Source organism: Muribaculum sp., assembly GCF_029051885.1.
Taxonomy (GTDB): domain Bacteria; phylum Bacteroidota; class Bacteroidia; order Bacteroidales; family Muribaculaceae; genus Muribaculum.
This window is the reverse complement of the sequence record NZ_JAIDKI010000158.1, coordinates 1-19,070: the sequence shown is the minus strand read 5'-3', so window position 1 is coordinate 19,070 and position 19,070 is coordinate 1. Positions and strand designations below refer to the sequence as shown.

Annotated in this window: 12 protein-coding genes; 6 read left to right on the top strand and 6 right to left on the bottom strand. The window is 52.0% G+C overall.

Translation table 11 applies throughout. The features are described 5' to 3' along the window. The 6 genes from K2I50_RS06890 to K2I50_RS06865 all read left to right on the top strand — a co-directional run. Nucleotides 1–862, top strand: an 862-nt coding sequence (locus K2I50_RS06890) for a class II fructose-bisphosphate aldolase (protein WP_301025525.1), incomplete at its 5' end; no start/stop codon positions are given. 162 nt (nt 863–1,024) lie between these two features. Then, on the top strand, nt 1,025–2,650 hold the full coding sequence (locus K2I50_RS06885) for a DUF4091 domain-containing protein (RefSeq protein ID WP_301025523.1): 1,626 nt from the start codon (nt 1,025–1,027) through the stop codon (nt 2,648–2,650). Between the two features lie 424 nt (nt 2,651–3,074). Then, nucleotides 3,075–5,042 (top strand): calcineurin-like phosphoesterase C-terminal domain-containing protein, encoded by a 1,968-nt coding sequence (locus K2I50_RS06880; RefSeq protein ID WP_301025522.1) that lies wholly within the window; start codon nt 3,075–3,077, stop codon nt 5,040–5,042. A gap of 55 nt (nt 5,043–5,097) precedes the next feature. Then, complete coding sequence (locus K2I50_RS06875; protein ID WP_301025520.1) at nt 5,098–8,367, top strand: SusC/RagA family TonB-linked outer membrane protein; 3,270 nt, start codon at nt 5,098–5,100, stop codon at nt 8,365–8,367. A 21-nt stretch (nt 8,368–8,388) separates the two neighbouring features. Next, the gene (locus K2I50_RS06870; RefSeq protein ID WP_301025519.1) at nt 8,389–10,173 is read left to right on the top strand and encodes a RagB/SusD family nutrient uptake outer membrane protein; all 1,785 of its coding nucleotides are present in this window, start codon (nt 8,389–8,391) and stop codon (nt 10,171–10,173) included. Between the two features lie 71 nt (nt 10,174–10,244). Next, entirely contained in the window at nt 10,245–11,756 is a 1,512-nt protein-coding gene (locus tag K2I50_RS06865; protein WP_301025518.1) for a BACON domain-containing protein, read from the top strand. Between the two features lie 145 nt (nt 11,757–11,901). Here the strand turns inward: K2I50_RS06865 and K2I50_RS06860 are convergent, their stop codons facing one another. The 6 genes from K2I50_RS06860 to kduI all read right to left on the bottom strand — a co-directional run bounded on the left by K2I50_RS06860 (nt 11,902) and on the right by kduI (nt 18,974). Next, nucleotides 11,902–12,246, bottom strand: coding sequence for a hypothetical protein (locus K2I50_RS06860; RefSeq protein ID WP_301025516.1), 345 nt, complete (start codon nt 12,244–12,246; stop codon nt 11,902–11,904). A 5-nt stretch (nt 12,247–12,251) separates the two neighbouring features. After that, a complete protein-coding gene (locus K2I50_RS06855; RefSeq protein ID WP_301025515.1) occupies nt 12,252–13,046 on the bottom strand; it encodes a DUF4296 domain-containing protein in 795 nt (264 codons plus the stop codon). After that, nucleotides 13,043–13,678, bottom strand: a complete 636-nt coding sequence (locus K2I50_RS06850) for a lipoprotein signal peptidase (protein ID WP_301025514.1) — start codon at nt 13,676–13,678, stop codon at nt 13,043–13,045. Before K2I50_RS06850 ends, K2I50_RS06855 begins: the two co-directional genes overlap by 4 nt. A gap of 234 nt (nt 13,679–13,912) precedes the next feature. After that, nucleotides 13,913–14,296, bottom strand: coding sequence for a TraR/DksA family transcriptional regulator (locus tag K2I50_RS06845; protein ID WP_301025512.1), 384 nt, complete (start codon nt 14,294–14,296; stop codon nt 13,913–13,915). A 25-nt stretch (nt 14,297–14,321) separates the two neighbouring features. After that, on the bottom strand, nt 14,322–17,876 hold the full coding sequence (gene ileS, locus K2I50_RS06840) for an isoleucine--tRNA ligase (protein WP_301025510.1): 3,555 nt from the start codon (nt 17,874–17,876) through the stop codon (nt 14,322–14,324). 180 nt (nt 17,877–18,056) lie between these two features. Continuing rightward, nucleotides 18,057–18,974 (bottom strand): 5-dehydro-4-deoxy-D-glucuronate isomerase, encoded by a 918-nt coding sequence (kduI, locus tag K2I50_RS06835; protein ID WP_301025508.1) that lies wholly within the window; start codon nt 18,972–18,974, stop codon nt 18,057–18,059. Nucleotides 18,975–19,070: the final 96 nt, after the last annotated feature.

The following is a 19,070-nucleotide window of genomic DNA, read 5'->3' as shown; positions in this document are numbered from 1 at the left end:
CAAATCGCCCGTAATCCTCCAGGTATCGAAAGGCGCCCGCAACTACGCCAACCCGATTCTGCTCCGTTACATGGCTAAGGGTGCTGTTGACTATGCCAAGAGCCTCGGCTGGGAAAAGCCCCAGATTGTGCTTCACCTCGACCACGGCGACAGCTTCGAGCTCTGCAAGGATTGCATCGACCATGGCTTCTCTTCAGTGATGATCGACGGCTCTCACCTCCCCTACGAGGAAAACGTCGCCCTCACAAAGAAAGTGGTAGACTACGCTCACCAGCATGACGTAACTGTAGAAGGCGAGCTCGGTGTTCTCGCCGGTGTAGAGGACGAAGTATCTTCCGACCACCACACCTATACCGACCCCGAAGAAGTAATCGACTTCGTTACACGCACAGGCTGCGACTCCCTCGCTATCTCAATCGGCACATCACACGGCGCATACAAGTTCACTCCCGAGCAGTGCACACGCGACCCGAAGACCGGACGCCTCGTGCCCCCGCCACTCGCATTCGACGTGCTTGAAGGCGTTGAGGCCAAGCTCCCCGACTTCCCCATCGTGCTCCACGGCTCATCTTCTGTTCCCCAGGAGTATGTCGACATCATCAACGCAAACGGCGGCAAACTTCCCGATGCCATCGGTATCCCCGAAGAAGAGCTCCGCAAGGCAGCCAAGATGGATGTTTGCAAAATCAACATCGACTCTGACAGCCGTCTCGCAATGACCGCTGCCGTACGTCGCGTATTCAACGACAAGCCCGCCGAATTCGACCCCCGCAAATACCTCGGTCCGGCCCGCGAAGAAATGGAGAAACTCTACAAGCACAAGATTGTAGCCGTTCTCGGTTCTGAAGGCAAAGCTGAATAATACGCTGTCAGTAAACTGACACAAAATCTCATACTTCAGGCGGCATGCCGCGCCACAATGCGCGACCTGCCGCCTGAACTTTTCTAAAAATCAACTGAAATATACAGCCGTCGCAACTCATCTATCCGACATGCAATGTACGGCGACATATTCTTTTCTCCCATGAAAACAGGCAAATCACTACTTATCGCAGCCGCAATGCTCACAAATGCGGCATCCATGTGCGCACAACTCACATGGGCATCAAAGGATATTCACTATCAATCCGACACCGTCTTACCTCAGAAACTTACAACCGACACCCTCATCCATGCATGGCGTGGCGAACGCGTGGGCGCGGTCGCATTAATCCATGTGCCACAGGGACAGACGGCAGTATGCTCCGCCAAAATATCAGGCAAACTGCCGGCAACCGCTTCATTTGTCGACTATGTGCTCACCGACGATTTCCGCAGTTGCGGAACACACCCCGACACACTCCCCGCATGGCGCGTACCTGATATAATCGACACCAAAGCCGGCAGCGTCCACCTCTCCGGAGAGACCCGTCCGGTATGGGTAACAGTCGAAGTGCCCTACGATGCAAAGCCCGGTCAATATAAAGAGACTCTTTCGGTCGACGGACAGCAGATATCACTCAACATCTCCGTGTCGGAAATGACACTGCCCAAACCATCGCAACAGGCATTCCACCTCAATCTATGGCAACAGCCCTACTCCGTTGCCCGCTATGGCAAGGCAGAGCCCTGGAGCAAAGAACACTTCCAGCTCCTTAAGCCCTACGCCCAATACCTCGCTCGTGCCGGACAGAGCACAGTGTCGGCTATCCTGTTCTACGAGCCCTGGGGCGAACAGAGCAACGACCTTTTCCTCCCCATGATAGAGACCACAAAAAAAGCCGATGGCTCATGGAGCTACGACTACGACATCTTCGACAAATGGGTGAAGTTTATGGCCGACAACGGAATAGACGGCATGATTGAATGCTTCACCATGATTCCATGGGAGATGAATTTCCGCTACTTCGACGAAAGCGCCGGCGAATACCGCTTCCTCAAGACCACAACCGATGCGCCGGAATACCACGACCTGTGGTTTAACTTCCTGAAAGCATTCGCATCCCACCTTAAAGAAAAAGGATGGTTCGAACGCACGATGATAAGCATGGACGAACGCAGTCTGCCAGATATGCTCAACGCCTACTCCATAATACAGGAAGCAGAGCCTGAGTTTAAAGTATCGCTCGCCGGCAACTACCACCCCGAGCTGATCGACAAGCTCTACAGCTACACCATCCTGCTCACCGAAGCATATCCTCCGGGCACCGTAGAGCGACGCCGCGAAAAAGGTATGGTCACCAATCTCTACACCTGCTGCTCACGCCCCGAGCCCAATCTCTTCTCCAACAACTCCTCGGCCGATGCCGTATGGATTCCTGTATATTGTACCGCGACAGGACACGACGGATATCTCCACTGGAGCTTCATGAACTGGACCGACAATCCTCTCGACGACTCCCGCTTCAAACTCTTCGCACCCGGCGACACCTACTTCATCTATCCCGAAGGACGTTCGTCAGTGCGCTACGAGCGCCTTGTCGAGGGCATACAGCTTAGTGAAAAAGCACGCCTGCTGCGCGAAAAATTCATCGCCGACGGCGACGCAGCCTCACTCGACCGTCTGGAAAAGGCCCTGAACCCGATAAAAATGGGCATAGTCGATTCCCGCACCACAACTGCGGCTACAGTCAACTATCTAAAGACAACCGTTGACCAGCTTTCACACTGATAAAATACATCGTCTTATTATCCACAAGCCGTCCGAAGTAACTTCGGACGGCTTTTTTTAATAATTGCAAAAATATATCAACGATATGAAACAAATTACCTCCAGTCGGAAAGATGCCGGCGATTGACCGCCCTGACGGTAACATTTATTATTAAACAAGCTCTTATACCATGATTTTTTTCACAACGGGCATTTTAACCTATGCAAAACAACAATTTAACTATTTTTTGTTTAATAAATGTATATAAATTCTCTAACTATTTTTAACTTTGCGTAAGTATTGGGCATTCCAAACGAAAGCATTGCCTTACAAACCGACATATTCTTAGAATGTTGACCAAGAGAGCTCGGTTTTTAACAATTTATTACAGACAATACTGCTTCCAATTATATAACGAATCAACCTAAAACTAACCTTAAAAATATGAAAACAATTGAAAAATATCTGATAGGAGCGATTCTGTCAGTTTTTCTGCCTTTTACAGCGGCAAGTTGCTCTTCATCTGACGACAATCCGCCGATAAGCGATTCCGGCATACACTTTTCAGTACCAGCAAAAATCGACATAATGCAAGGCGGCGAATATACATTCAATGTGCCGTCGGGGTCGGTGCCTCTGACCTCCGATTTTCTCATGCTCGAGGCTTCAAACGGAGTGCTGCACATCTCTCCTATTGTAAGTGCCACCGAAAACAGCTTTACCGTACGATTCAACCCGAGCGTCACCGATGGCTCATACCGCGCATACATAAAGCGGGATGCCCGCCGCATACCTCTCGGCCAGCTTTCCATTGCTATTGTAGAGAGCATTATCGAACCTGAGGAAGGCGCCACAATCTACGGCCTCGTTTCAACTCCCGAAGGTGGTGTAGAGGGTGTGGTAGTATCCGATGGCATAGAAGTCACTACTACCGACGAAAACGGTGTATACAACCTGAAGTCCAACAAACATTACGGCTACGTGTTCATATCCGTACCATCCGGATATGAGGTAGAGGCCGACGGAGTGCTGCCACGCATGTACCGCCTCACCACTGCCGACAATACCAAGGCCGAACGTGCCGACTTCCGACTCACACAGGTATCCGGACAGGACACATACAAGGTATTCTTCCTGGGTGACATGCACCTGGCCAACCGCACCGACGATGCCGCACAGTTCCGTCAGTTCACAACTGACTTCAACAACTACCGCAACTCATGCAGCGGACAGAAGATGTATGCCATCACTCTCGGCGATATGACATGGGACCTCTACTGGTACGACAACAAGTATGAAATCGCCGACTACATAAAGACCATCAACGAGCAGGTAAAGGATATACAGATATTCCATACCATGGGCAACCACGACTACGATTACAAGGCATTCAACGACTTTGATGCGGCCCTGCAGTACCGTACACACCTGGCACCCGGCTACTACTCGTTCAATATCGGCAAGGTACACTACATCGTGCTCGACGACATCGACTGCGACGGCTACGACGGCACCACTGCCCGCCTCTACACCAAAAACCTTTCCGACGACCAGCTCACATGGCTCGCAAAGGATCTCGCGTATGTCAACAAATCGACACCTGTCATTATCACCGCACACGCTCCGTTCTTCCGTCCTACCGAGACCGGCAGCTACAAGTACGATCACGATGCGGCAAGCACCGACCGACTGCTCTCGCTTCTCGACGGATACAAAGTACACTTTGTGACCGGACACACCCACATGAACTACAACGTGCCCGCAGGTCATCAGGTATCCGGCAACCGCGACATCATGGAGCATAACGTAGCTGCCATATGCGCGTCATGGTGGTGGTCGGGACATCTGACCCCCGGTCTGCATCTATCGACCGACGGCACCCCGGGCGGATATGCCATCTGGGACATCGACGGCACCGACATCAAATGGCTCTACAAGGGTACAAATCTCAACGAAGATGTACAGTTCCGCTCCTACGACCTCAATCAGATAAAATTCAGCCTCAACGACGTACCCGACATGTCAGGTACGGCAAGCGCTACCAACGCCTTCAACAAGTACATCCAGGCATACCCCGCCAATTCCGACAACGAAGTCCTCATCAACGTATGGAACTGGAATCCGTCGTGGACAATCACAGTGACAACCGAAAGCGGCCAGACCCTGACATGCACACCTGTAGGCGCATACGATCCGCTCCACATTGCAGCCCTGACAGTAAAACGCTTCAACAAAGCCAACCTCAAGAGCGCGCCGAGCTTTATCACCGAACTGTTCGTACACTTCTTCAAGGTAAAGGCTCCCGATGCCACATCCACACTCAAGATTACCGTGAAGGATGAGTTCGGCCACACATGGACAGAGGAAATGAAGCGTCCGAAAGCATTCTCTACCGATGCATACATGCAATGACATTTTCCATGCCCGACAAAACAATTAACCAACATCTAAAACCGGATGAAATTTTATGAAACCAACTAAGTCCTTAATTCTCTGCCTGCTTATGTCGGTAATAGGCATATTGTCGGCAGCCGCCCAGAACAGAAAGGTGTCAGGACAGGTACTCGACTCTATGGATGAGCCGCTGGCCGGCGTTACCGTAATGGTAAGCGGCACCACCAACGGCGGTATGACAGATATCGACGGAAAATTCACACTCCAGGTACCTGCCTCGACTATCGAGCTGACATTCACATATGTAGGCTTCAAGACACAGAAAATAAAAGTAGCTCCAGGCACTGACAATCTGCATGTAGTAATGCAGGAAGACGCCGTAATGCTTGAAGAGACCGTAGTAGTCGGCTACGGCACACAGAAGAAAGTCAATGTGACCGGTGCTGTCGCAAGCATCGGCGGCAAGGAACTCGAAAACCGTGTGTCACATTCCCTTACCAACATGCTCCAGGGCTCCGTAGCCGGTCTCAACGTCACCACATCATCCTCAGTGCCCGGCGAGTCGGCTAAAATCAATGTGCGCGGCACCACCTCAATCAACGAAACCAATCCCCTCGTGCTCATCGACGGAGCCGAGGGCGACCTCTCACGCGTCAACCCCAACGACGTAGAGTCGATTTCCGTTATCAAGGATGCATCGGCAGCCGCCGTATATGGAGCCCGCGCCGCCTTCGGTGTGATTCTTGTCACCACCAAAAGCGGATCGGAAAAAGACGGCAAAGCCACCGTACGATACAGCGGACGTGTTGGATGGGAAGAACCCACCACCTCTACCGACTACATCAACACAGGCTATTGGTCGGTATACATCGTAAATCTATTCCAGAATGCCACCCGCGGCACCAACTATATCAACTATACCGACTACGACATGCAGCAGCTACTTGCACGTGTCAACGACAAGACCGAGCACCCCGACCGCCCCTGGGTGGTAGAGGAGACCCGCAACGGACGCCGCCAGTGGGTATACTACGGTAACTACGACTGGTATCATACATTCTTCAGCGAGAGACACCCCTCTACGCAGCACAATGTATCGGTAAGCGGAAAGACCAAGGATGTCAAGTACTACCTCTCCGGTGGACTTGACTGGCAAAAAGGTATCATCAAGACAAATCCTGATATTTTCCGCAAGTACAATCTGCGCTCCAAGATTGACTTCCGTATCAACAAGTGGGCCACAATGTCCAACAACACATCATACTACTCCTCACAGTATGAGTTCCAGGGCGACGGCTCCGTTGAAAACACCATGATTTATGCCACACGCCACGCCCTGGCATGCTTCCCACAGAAGAATCCCGACGGCACATGGCTCTACTCCACTCCCTACACATCTTATAATGTAGCCAACGGCCGCCACATCCTTGTTGGAGAAGGCTCTCACCGCAATGTAAACCGCATCAACGACTTCTCCAACACCACACGTCTGGTTATCAATCCTATCAAACAGCTTAGCATCACCGGCGACTTCACATTCCGTTTCTATCAGCTACGCAACACAAGCCGCTCGCAGAACATGACCTACCGTGTCTATCCCGACGAAGCATTGAAATCATATGTGACAGGTGCCGGCGAAGACCGTCTCGACGAATCGGTAAAGACCCGCAACTATATGGCATATAACATCTATGCCACATACAACGATACATTTGCCGATGCCCACAATGTCACAATAACGGCAGGCTACAACAATGAATCATGGAAGAGCAAGAATATCAACGTAGCCGCAGGCAACCTCTCGTCGTCCGCACTCGACGACCTTAAGCTCGCCACCGGATTCGCTTCCGACAACAATTATGGAGGCGGACAGAACCAGTATGTCCTCTCAGGCATATTCGGACGCGTGAACTATGACTACAAAGGACGCTACCTCTTCGAAGCCAGCGGACGCTACGACGGTTCGTCGCGCTTCGGCCGCGGCTCTCGCTGGGGATTCTTCCCTTCTGCTTCTCTCGGATGGCGTATCTCTGAAGAATCATTCTTCGCAGGAGCACGCGACATCGTTGACAATCTTAAAATCAGATTATCCTACGGTAGCCTCGGCAACCAGAATGTATCCTCTTACTATACATTCCTACGCCTCGTGTCGATAAAAGACTTCGACAGTTTCACATTCGGCGACGGCACAATCGGAAAATACTCCAGCCTCAGCGCACCGATTGCCGACGACCTCACTTGGGAGAAAGCCAACCAGTATAACCTTGGTATCGACTACTCGATGCTCAACGGCCGACTCAACTTTACCGCCGACGCATACATCCGCGACACCAAGGACATGCTTACCGAAGGCATAGCCCTGCCGTCGGTATACGGCGCCGATGTCCCCGACATGAACACCGCCGATCTCCGCACCAAAGGATATGAAATCGCTCTGAGCTGGCGCGACAATTTCCAACTATTCGGCAATCCCTTCGATTACAGCGTAGGATTCAACCTGAGCGACTACAGAAGCGAAATCACCAAGTACGATAACCCCACAAAGTCATTCGCAAAGGAATACTACGTAGGAATGCGCATCGGTGAAATCTGGGGCTACCGCACCGACGGACTGTTCAAGACCGATGAAGAAGCCGCCCAATATGCAGCCTCACATACTTTCTCTTCGAGACTCACAGGCAACCTTACCGGCGGATGGAAAGCCGGCGACCTCAAGATTCTCGACCTTGACGGCGACGGATTCATCGGCGAGACAGGCAACGAGACTGCCGACGCTCCCGGCGACCGTACTATCATAGGCAACTCGCTCCCCAGCCTGTCATATGGCATCACAGGTAGCATACGCTACTTCGGATTCGACGTCTCCGTATTCTTCCAGGGCACCGGCAACCACTACTGGTATCCCGAGAACCAGTCAATGCCTTTCTGGGGCGCATACGGCTACCCTTACAACTCGTTCATTCCGACCAATTTCCTCGACAATGTATGGGCTGAGGACAATCCCGATGCATACTTCATACGCCCGCGCTCCAACATGTCGACAGGCGGATATCTGCGCGACGCCAACGACCGCTACCTTCAGAACGCACGCTATCTCCGTCTGAAAAATCTTACCGTCGGATACACCATCCCAACAAAGGTTACAAAGAAAGCAGGCATAGACCAGGTACGCGTATACTTCTCCGGAGAGAACCTTCACTACTGGTCGCCGATGAAGAAACATACAAAGTATGTTGATCCCGAGGCTGCCATACAACGCGGGGACAAGACCGGTGCCGACGCCAACAACGCATTCTACCCCTGGCAGAAGACATTCATGTTTGGTCTCGACATTACATTCTAATCCTGTAAAAGCTGTATAATCATGAAAAAATATATAATCCCCATCGTAATGCTTCTTGCAGCCGGAGCGACATCTTGCGACGACGCACTTGATCTCGAACCCCAGGACCGCATTACCGACAAAGACTACTTCAATACCGAGAACGACCTGATGCTGTTCTCCAACCCGTTCTACAACAATATCCTTCCTAAAAAAGCCTACGACAGCCAGAGCGACCTCATCATAGCGCAGGATCTCAGCAACGAGCTCCGCGGAGGCTCATTCCGCCCTATCCCCAAGACCTCGGGCGGCGGCGGATGGAAGTGGACCGACCTGCGCCGCATCAACACCCTTCTTGAGAATGTCGACAAGTGCGACGATCCGGCAGCGGTGGTGAAATACACTGCTATCACACGATTCTTCCGTGCATACTTCTATTTCGACAAGGTGGTAAGATTCGGCGATGTGCCCTGGTATGATACACAGATAGGCTCTGCCGATAAGGATTTGCTCTACAAAGCACGCGACTCGCGCGAGCTGGTGATGACAAAGATGCTCGAGGATGTAAATTATGCCATCGAGAATCTGCCTGACCACAAGGCACAGACCAATGTGCCCTACCGTGTGACCAAATGGGCCGCACTCGCCTTGAAATCGCAGTTCTGCCTCTTTGAAGGCACATTCCGCAAATACCACGGCCTGCAGATTGAAGGCCACGATGCGGAATATTATCTGAAACAGTCGGCCGAGGCTGCCGCCGAACTTATCAACGATGGCCCCTACAAAATATGGTCGTCAGGCAAGCCTGCATCTGACTATCGCGACCTCTTCATCGCCGAAAACGCCAACTCCGACGAGTATATCCTCGCCATAAAGTATGACAACAAGATTCCTATGTGCCACGATGCATACGGATTCTCATTCACCACAGCACGCGGCATGCCGGGATACACACGCAAGTTTGTCAACATGTATCTGATGAAAGACGGCACCAAATTTACCGACCGCGCCGGATGGCAGGAAATGACATACGCCGACGAAATCAAAAACCGCGACCCGCGCCTGAGTCAGTCAATTCGCACTCCCGGATTCACCCTCAACAAGAAGGTGTACAATCCCAACCTCGCAGAGTCAGTCACAGGCTACAACCCGATTAAGTTCGTACCCGACGGCGTTACTCGCAACGACTATTGCAGCAACGACCTCCCTGTATTCCGTATTGCAGAGGTGATGCTCAACTACGCGGAAGCACGCGCCGAACTTGGCGAACTCACCCAGACCGATCTCGACAACACCGTCAACAAGATTCGCGACCGCGTAAGCATGCCTCATCTCGACATGGCAGAAGCCAACGCCAACCCCGACTACTATCTCTCATCGGCTGAATACGGATATCCCAACGTGAGCGGAGCCAACAAAGGTGTGATTCTCGAGATTCGTCGCGAGCGTGCCGTAGAGCTGAGCCAGGAAGGCGACCGTTGGGCCGACATACGCCGTTGGAAAGCCGGAAAATGCTATGACCAGCCGATTACCGGAATGTACTTCCCGGGAGCAGGCTCATACGACCTCAATGGCGACGGAAATCCCGAGATTGTGCTCTACCGTGCCGACCAGGCCAAGCCCGACGTGGCCGGAGCTCAGGTGTACATGATTGGATCGGAAATAAAGCTCACTCAGGGCGACAAAGGATATGTAAACTATCATGGCGCCGTAGAACGCACCCCCTTCAACGAGGACCGCGACTACTACTATCCCATATCCTCCTACGATATCGACCTCTATAAGGCTGCCGGATATCCCCTCGTTCAGAACCCCGGCTGGTTCTAAACGACTGGTCAAATTTATTCTGAACAGTTTCTTATAAATACTTCATTGTCTATTTACCAACAATTACAACGATGAAAATCAGACACTATATAATGACAGCGCTCGTACTGCTGACCGCGTGCCTCGTTTCGGGATGCAACGATGACGACGACAACGGCTCAAAGGCCAAGGCCGTGCTCGCCAGCGCTAATAGCCTCACCTTCGAAGGCCTGGAGGCAACACCTCAAATTATCACAGTATATTCCGACGCCAGATGGGAAGCCGAGGCTCCGGAATGGGTGACAGTGTCGCCCGCTACCGGAGAAGGCATCACAGAAGTGACAGTATGTGTAATCGACAACATGCGTGAAGGTGCTCTCGACAATCCGAGGAAGGCCGAACTGGTATTCAAGGGCGCCACACTCGCCAGCCGTTCGGCAGTGATTGTGACCCAGAAAGGCGACAACTACCGCGACTGCACACAGTATACACCCGACAAAGTTTACGAAGTGGCCGACGAGACTTATATGGTTCTCACCGATGCGCTCGTAATATCAAAGACAGCCGAAGGATATATCATCTCCGACGACACCTGTGACGATTACGTATATCTGAAGAGCAAACAGCAGGCTGAGGCAGGCGACAAGGTGACTGTAAAAGCCCAGAAGATGTCGGACAGCCAGAAGATGGCATATCTTGAGGCTGAAGACATGACCGTGAACTCGAGCAACAATGCAATCAACCGTGGCGAAGCTAATGATATCACAGCCGATATCGACACATATACCTCGGCAAAGCGCGACTATGTGGCTGTTGAGGGTGTGCTCGCAGGCAAGACAATCACAGTAGCCGATGCCAAGTTTGCCATCACACTTGCCGATGTGCCGGCATCAGTCAATCTCAGCGCCCTCGAAGGCCATACTGTAAAAGCATTCGGTTATTTCGCCGGCGTGGCAGCACCATACGTACGCATCTATCTCGAATCCATGACAGACCTCGGAGAAGCCCAGGTAATCTACTGGAGCGAGGATTTCGAATGGCTTGCACCGTTCGCTCAGGCAAGTGAAGCCGGCCGCACAGTCGAGACCGACGACCTCAACGCCACAGCACCCCAGATTGTAAAGGCATCGGCCAACGGCACTACAGCCCTCGCCTACGCCGAGAGCCTCGGTTACGAATTCCTCCGCGTCACCACAAAGACCGCAGGAGAATGTATCTATATCCAGGAAAACTACCTGAAATTCGGAAAAACTTCCTACCAGGCCGGTATCACTCTTCCTGCGATTGAAACCGTACCTGCCGACGCATCCGGTGTGCTTCTTGAATTTGACTGGTGTCCCATGCGCCAGGGTTCAGGCAAGATTGACCCCGTCGACCTGATTGTAATCGTCAAGAACGGCAGCGACGAGACCACACTCACCGTGCCCACCCACAACTGGCCCAACGGTCATGTTCTTGAATGGATAAAGGCCTCTATCAGCCTCGACGGCATAAAGATTGACAAGAACACCAGGATTACAATCCGACAGATTGACGAACAGTGGCCCGCAGCCACCGCCAACCGCTGGTTCCTCGACAATATCCGCATCTACTCCAAGCTCTGATTACAGAGTACCACTGTCTATAACAATAGCGCGTATCACACCGAGTGCGATACGCGCTATTGTTATAGACTCACTGTTGCTATTGATTCATTGATGTTTATATCGATACGGCCATCGACCTCCTATCTGTTGTAAAGACCGCCGGTTAGCGGCGCGGCAGAAGCAGGAGTACAGGTGTATCACCCGCATCAGGTGCAGACGACGAGTCGGGCATATAGAGGGAATTGGCCGACAGATAACGGTCGGCACGCATTATCGCACGGTCAAGCAACGGAGCATCCTGCACGCGCAAAGTCAAGGCACGGCGGTGGGCGTCGGTCAGGCGTCCGGAGGCACACACTGCCACGATACCCGATACAAATACAGTCTGCGGCACCTCTCCGTCAAACGGACGGATTATCACATTGCCGCCATCAACCGACACTATAGAATTGCGATATAACTGCCCCCGGTGTAGCACACCGAGAGCCAGATACTGTAACTTTGACATATGGATTATTCGCGTCCCGGCTTATAAGTATGTACCGACGAGCGGTCGTAATGGTCGGGAGAGAAACGTGTACGCACAAGTGCGATACTGTCAATATAAGCAGCCTCTCCCTGAGTCGGAGACACTGTAGCAAAGCCAAACACATTCTGCGCCGTGCGGGCTGTATCAATCTGCATCACTATCTCGCTCCAGCCCTGGCCGGAAGTTGTGCCGGTCATATAATCGGTAGTACCGTCGGTATACTGTGTGGCGATAGCGTAGTAGAGCGGCGACTGCATATTACTTTTGTAGAAACGCCAGGTGTAGATATCGCCGGTCTCCCAGTTTTCATCACGTCTCAGATTGAAACGCACCATAGCGTCGGGCTGTCCGTAAAAATAGCGGTGCATACGGGCCTCGGGCCATGCATCGGCCGAATCGCCGACAACGGCCATGTCGACACGTGCCCCACCCTGGTCGGCATCGACTTCAGCCACTTCCGACTCAAGCCTCGCTATCACATCGTCATATACCTCGATGTATTTCTCGATGTTGTGGCCATACCATACCATCGATGTATCAAACTGTTCCTGTGTCACCCCGTGTCTCAACAGTACAGACTGTTTCATGACCTTACGCATTGAGTCGGAGCCATAGCGCGTACGGTTAAGGTCGACCACCCCCTCAGCCTTATGGATATCGGTGAGAAGGTCGACCATCTGCTTCTTTTTAAGCACATGGTCGGGCGTGCGGTCACATGCTCCGGCTACCGCGAGCAGTATCAGAGAAGCGGGTACAAGAAGAGAGCGGCGGCGCATCATTCGGCAGTAGGTTTGGGCTCCTCATCCTCAGGGATAGACAAAGCCTTTGAGTAAAATAATATAAGAACGAGAATACCTACCGTAATAGCGGCGTCGGCAATATTGAATATAGGCTGGAAGAACAGAAAAAACTGACCGCCGATAAAGGGAATCCAGTCGGGCCAATAGAAACTGAACAACGGAAAATAAAGCATATCGACTACCTTTCCGTGGAACAATGGCGCATAGCCGCCGTCGGGAGGAAACATCTGGGCGACTGCCGGCGGCATCGGATTATTGAATATCATCCCATAAAACACCGAATCGATGATGTTGCCGGCCGCACCTGCGGTAATCAGCGCTACGCATGCCATGAAGCCTGCGGAATATCGTGGCTTGTCCTTTATGCGGAATATAGCGTATATAAGCGCTCCTACCGCTACAATCCTGAACAGGGTAAGAAACAGTTTGCTTCCCATCTCCATGCCGAAAGCCATGCCGTTGTTCTCGATAAAATATATCTGAAACCAATCAGTCACAAAAATACTCTCGCCAAGATACATGTGGGTCTTAATCCAGATTTTTACAATCTGGTCCACAAGCAGCACAGCAATGATAATGATGGCGGCAAGCCATCCCTTGGAAAGTTTCATAAGCGAAACAAAGGGGTTAATAGCCGGTTCGACAATATATATTTTACGCCTGGATTGCAGATTTCGGAGTGGCAACTGCGCTCATGAGCATGTCTGTACCAGATGCGAAATGTCCAAAAGATACAATCCTGAAGCTATTCATTAGTCGAAGAATCGGAATAATTTAGGATTAAATATAAAATCCCGTACCGGCAGTCGCTTCATGGCTGCCGGTACGGAGACAATAAGTGTATATCAGCGTTTGCGGCCCGACTCCTTGGCCTCTACACTGAGAGTAGCGTGGGGCACTGCCATAAGACGCTCCTTAGGTATGAGCTTGCCTGTCTGGCGACAGATACCGTATGTCTTGTTCTCGATACGGATAAGAGCGGCCTGCAGATGCTGTATAAATTTCATCTGACGCTGTGCCAGCTGTCCGGCTTCCTCCTTGCTGAGAGTGCTTGCGCCCTCCTCAAGTACCTTGAATGTAGGAGAAGTATCGGCGGTATCATTACCGTCGCTGTTCATCACATTGGCCTTCAGCAGTTCATAATCTTTCTGAGCCTTATCGAGCTTTCTCAGTATAAGTTCCTTGAACTCCTGCAGCTCTTCATCGGTATAGCGTGTTTTTTCACTCATATGTGTTAATGTAGGGGATAGGTAATTATACAATGCTTATTCTTGCGACCAAAGTGATACCGTCGATATCAAGAACGGCCGCGTCGGAATCCGACTGGTCGACCGGAGCGACAGAAAGTTCGGTAGCGAGCACCTGACGGCTTATATAATCAGCAAATGTATCGAGAGCCGCGTCGGTAGCCGGATTTGGTGCAAACTGAAGACGGATTTTATCGGTGATATTGAATCCGCGCTCCTTGCGGAGATTCTGTATGCGGTTTACCACATCGCGGGCGATGCCCTCACGACGAAGTTCGTCAGTTACAGTAACATCCAGAGCCACAGTGACTGTGCCGTCGGTAGCGACCTCCCATCCTGGGATATCTTCGCTTACGATATCTACGTCGGCTACCTCTATGACAGCTTCCGCTCCGTCAAGATTGAGAGTAATCGAGCCCTCGCGGGTCAGGGCGGCGATATCAGCCTGCGACAAGGCGGCAAGCGCAGCAGCGGCAGCCTTCATCTGTTTTCCGAGCTTCTTTCCGAGCTTCTTGAAGTCGGGCTTCACACGCTTTACCATCACACCGTCCTCATCGGTCACGATGCGCATCTCCTTTACATTGACCTCGCTAAGAATAAGGTCGGCCATAGTGCGGAGCATAGATGCCTGACGCTCGTCGGTGACAGGCACCATGAGTGTAGCCAGAGGCTGACGTACCTTTATGTTCACCTTACGACGTAGAGCAAGCACCATCGATGTAATCTGCTGTGCCAGACGCATGCGTTCCTCGAGGTCGGTGTCGCTGGCTCCGGCCTGTGGGAACAATGCGAGATGCACCGATTCGGTATTACCGCGTGTCACTGAGGTAAGATCCTTATAGAGACGGTCGGCAAAGAACGGAGCCACGGGAGCCATCAGCAGAGCTACAGTCTCAAGACATGTATAGAGTGTCTGATATGCCGAAAGTTTGTCGGCATCCATCTCCTTGCCCCAGAAACGCTTGCGATTAAGGCGCACATACCAGTTGGAGAGGTTGTCCTGTACAAACTCGCTGATTGCACGGGCAGCCTTGGTAGGCTCATAGTCGTCAAGGTCGGAGTCGACCTCGCGGATAAGCGTGTTGAGCACCGAAAGTATCCAGCGGTCGATTTCAGGACGCTCCTCTACAGGTATCTGCGGCTGAGAATTGTCGAAGCCGTCGACATTGGCGTAAAGGGCAAAGAATGAATATGTATTGAAGAGGGTGCCGAAGAACTTGCGCACAGTTTCCTCCACGCCGGCGGGATCATACTTGAGATTGTCCCATGGCGACGAGTTACTGATCATATACCAGCGCAAGGGGTCGGAACCGTAAGTCTCGATTGACTTGAACGGGTCGACGGCATTGCCGAGACGCTTCGACATCTTGTTGCCATTCTTGTCGAGCACAAGCCCGTTGGACACCACAGCCTTGTATGCCACGGAGTCAAACACCATGCCGGCGATGGCATGAAGGGTAAAGAACCATCCGCGTGTCTGGTCTACACCCTCGGCGATAAAGTCGGCGGGGAAAAGATCGCCGCGGTCAAAGGCTTCCTTGTTCTCAAACGGATAGTGAATCTGGGCATAAGGCATCGAGCCTGAGTCAAACCACACGTCGATAAGGTCGAGCTCGCGGTGCATAGGCTGTCCGGTAGGACTTACCAGCACGATATCGTCGACATACGGGCGGTGGAGGTCGATTTTCTCATAGTTATCCTTGGAGTAATCTCCTGGCACGAATCCACGGTCGCGATAAGGATTGCTCTTCATCACCCCGGCCTCTACAGCCTTGTCGATTTCGTTGTAGAGAGTGGCTACCGAGTCGATGCATATCTCCTCGGTACCGTCGGCATTGCGCCATATCGGGAGCGGAGTACCCCAGTAGCGGCTACGGCTCAGATTCCAGTCCTGAAGATTTTCAAGCCACTTGCCGAAACGTCCGGTTCCGGTAGCCTCCGGTTTCCATTTTATTGTCTTGTTGGCGGCCATTAGCGCCTCGCGGGCTGCGGTAGTACGGATAAACCAGCTGTCGAGCGGGTAGTACAATACCGGCTTGTCAGTACGCCAGCAGTGGGGATAGTTGTGTACATGCTTCTCTATGCGGAAAGCCTCGCCGGCCTTCTTCATCTCCATGGCGATTACGATATTGAGGTCCTCGGCCTTGGCAGCGGCAGCCTCATCGTATTTGCCATCGGGATTAAAGCGAGGGTCATAGGCATTCTTCACATACTCTCCGGCATGACGGGTATATGCGGGGATGTCAACGCAAGCCTCTACGAAAGATGGAGCAAGTTCGTCGACAGTATAATATTTTCCGGTCAGATCGACCATCGGACGGGTCTCACCCTTGGGAGTCACCATATAAAGGCCCGGCACTCCGGCAGCCTTGGCTACCTTGGCGTCGTCGGCACCGAATGTCGGAGCGATATGCACGATACCGGTACCATCCTCCGTGGTGACATAGTCGCCGGGGATTACACGGAAAGCCTCATCGGCAAGCTCTACAAAAGTATCGCGGCCGGCGGTAAAAGTCTTGTCGGGATGGGCGGCGGCATATTCGCGTACGAACTCCGGAGCCAGATGGCTCACCTTCTCGCAAGGCTTCACCCAGGGCATCAGCTGGCGGTAACGCATGCCGATAAGGTCGGCAGCGGCATATACGGCAGCCACACGGTAAGGAATCACCTTGTCGCCCGGAGTATAGACCATCTCAGCCTCTGCGCCCTCGGGCTTGAAGTATGCAGCCACACGGTCTTTAGCCATGATTGCCGAAATCTTCTCGCCGGTATAGGGATTGAAAGTGCGCACAAGGGCATACTCGATTTTGGGGCCTACACAGAGAGCGGTGTTCGAGGGAAGAGTCCAGGGAGTTGTGGTCCAGGCAAGGAACACAGGTGTACCCCACTCCGCCATCTCGGGCTTCGGTTCCTCGATTACGAACTGTGCGGTTACTGTTGTATCCTTTACATCACGGTAACAGCCCGGCTGGTTCAGCTCATGGCTGCTGAGGCCGGTGCCGGCAGCAGGCGAATAGGGCTGGATGGTATATCCCTTGTAAAGGTATCCCTTCTTGTGGAGCTGACTGAGAAGCCACCACACTGACTCGATGAAGCGGTTGTCGTAGGTGATATACGGGTCGTTCATGTCAACCCAGTAGCCCATCGAATTGGTAAGGTTCTCCCATTCGCGGGTATATTTCATTACCTCGCGGCGACAGGCTGCGTTGTATTCGTCGACAGAGATTTTTGTGCCGATATCGGTCTTTTTTATGCCGAGGCTTTTCTCTACGCCGAGCTCTACAGGCAGGCCGTGGGTATCCCAGCCAGCCTTACGCTTCACCTGGAAACCCTTCATGGTCTTGTAGCGGCAGAACGTATCCTTAATAGTACGAGCAATAACATGGTGAATGCCAGGCATGCCGTTGGCAGAGGGAGGACCCTCGTAGAACACAAACGACGGAGCGCCTTCGCGCACCTTCATGCTCTGCTCAAACAGGTGCTCGTCGTTCCATCCCTGAAGCACCTGACGGTTTACCTCAGAGAGGTTGAGCTTGTCGTACTCGTTAAATTTCTTGCTCATACTATATGATGGATGATATTAGTTGTAATCTGATTAGCTTTAAAAAGTTTCGCAAAGTTACTAATATTTATTTGTTCAGGCAAATATGCGCGCACGTACAAAAAATGCCGGAGATTTCATCATCTCCGGCATCAATTATCTTATCCCACTGTCATCTGACAGGAAGCGATAGAAGCAATTTCAGCGCATTTCAAGATAAGTCACCTTATCCATATCGCCATAGTCGAGATTTTCTCCGCCCATGCCCCATATAAACATATAGTTGCTTGTACCAGCGGCAGCATGGATGCTCCATTCGGGAGCCATCACAGCCTGCTCGTCGTGGAGCCAGATAAGGCGGTTCTCCTGAGGCTCTCCCATAAGGTGGCATATGGCATTGCCCTCCGGCACATTGAAGTAAAAATATACCTCAACACGACGGTCGTGGGTGTGAGCAGGCATTGTGTTCCACACACTTCCGGGCTTAAGTTCGGTCAGGCCCATCTGGAGCTGGCAAGGCCCCTCTTCGAGCACATTCGACACGATGAGCTGATTGATGACCCTGTCGTTGCTCTCCTCCATACGTCCGGCGGCAAAAGAGTTGGCTTTGATGGAGCCTTTGCGACCGTCAATAGTCACGAGCTGGGTCTTGTAGGCCTTGTGGGCAGGAGTAGAATTGAGATAGAAGCGTGCCGGATTGGAGGCATCCTTCGAACGGAATGTGACATTCTTATTGCCACGGCCTACATAGAGCGCGTCCTTGAAGTGGAGCTCATACTCCTTGCCGTCGACGCTTACGATACCGTCGCCACCGATATTTATCACACCAAGCTCGCGACGTTCAAGGAAGTACTGCGATTTCAGAGGCTCGATTGTCTCAAGCACGACAGGACCGGACACCGGAACCACTCCGCCATATACTATGCGGTCGTAAAGCGAATAGGTAAGATTTACTTTATCCTGCTCCATTACCTTGGGCATCATGAAGTGAGAACGCAGTTGCTCGGTATCATAATGCTTCACATCATCGGGATGGCATGCGCGGAGTATGCTGTAACTGGTCTGTGCGGAGGCTGCGATTGCTGTCATAGCGAGGGCCAATGTTAAAAGTTTTTTCATTATTGCTGTATGTTATAACTTTAGAGCTTGTTTAATAATAAATGTTACCGTCAGGGCGGTCAATCGTCGAGCATATTTTCGCTTGTGATGAGGGAG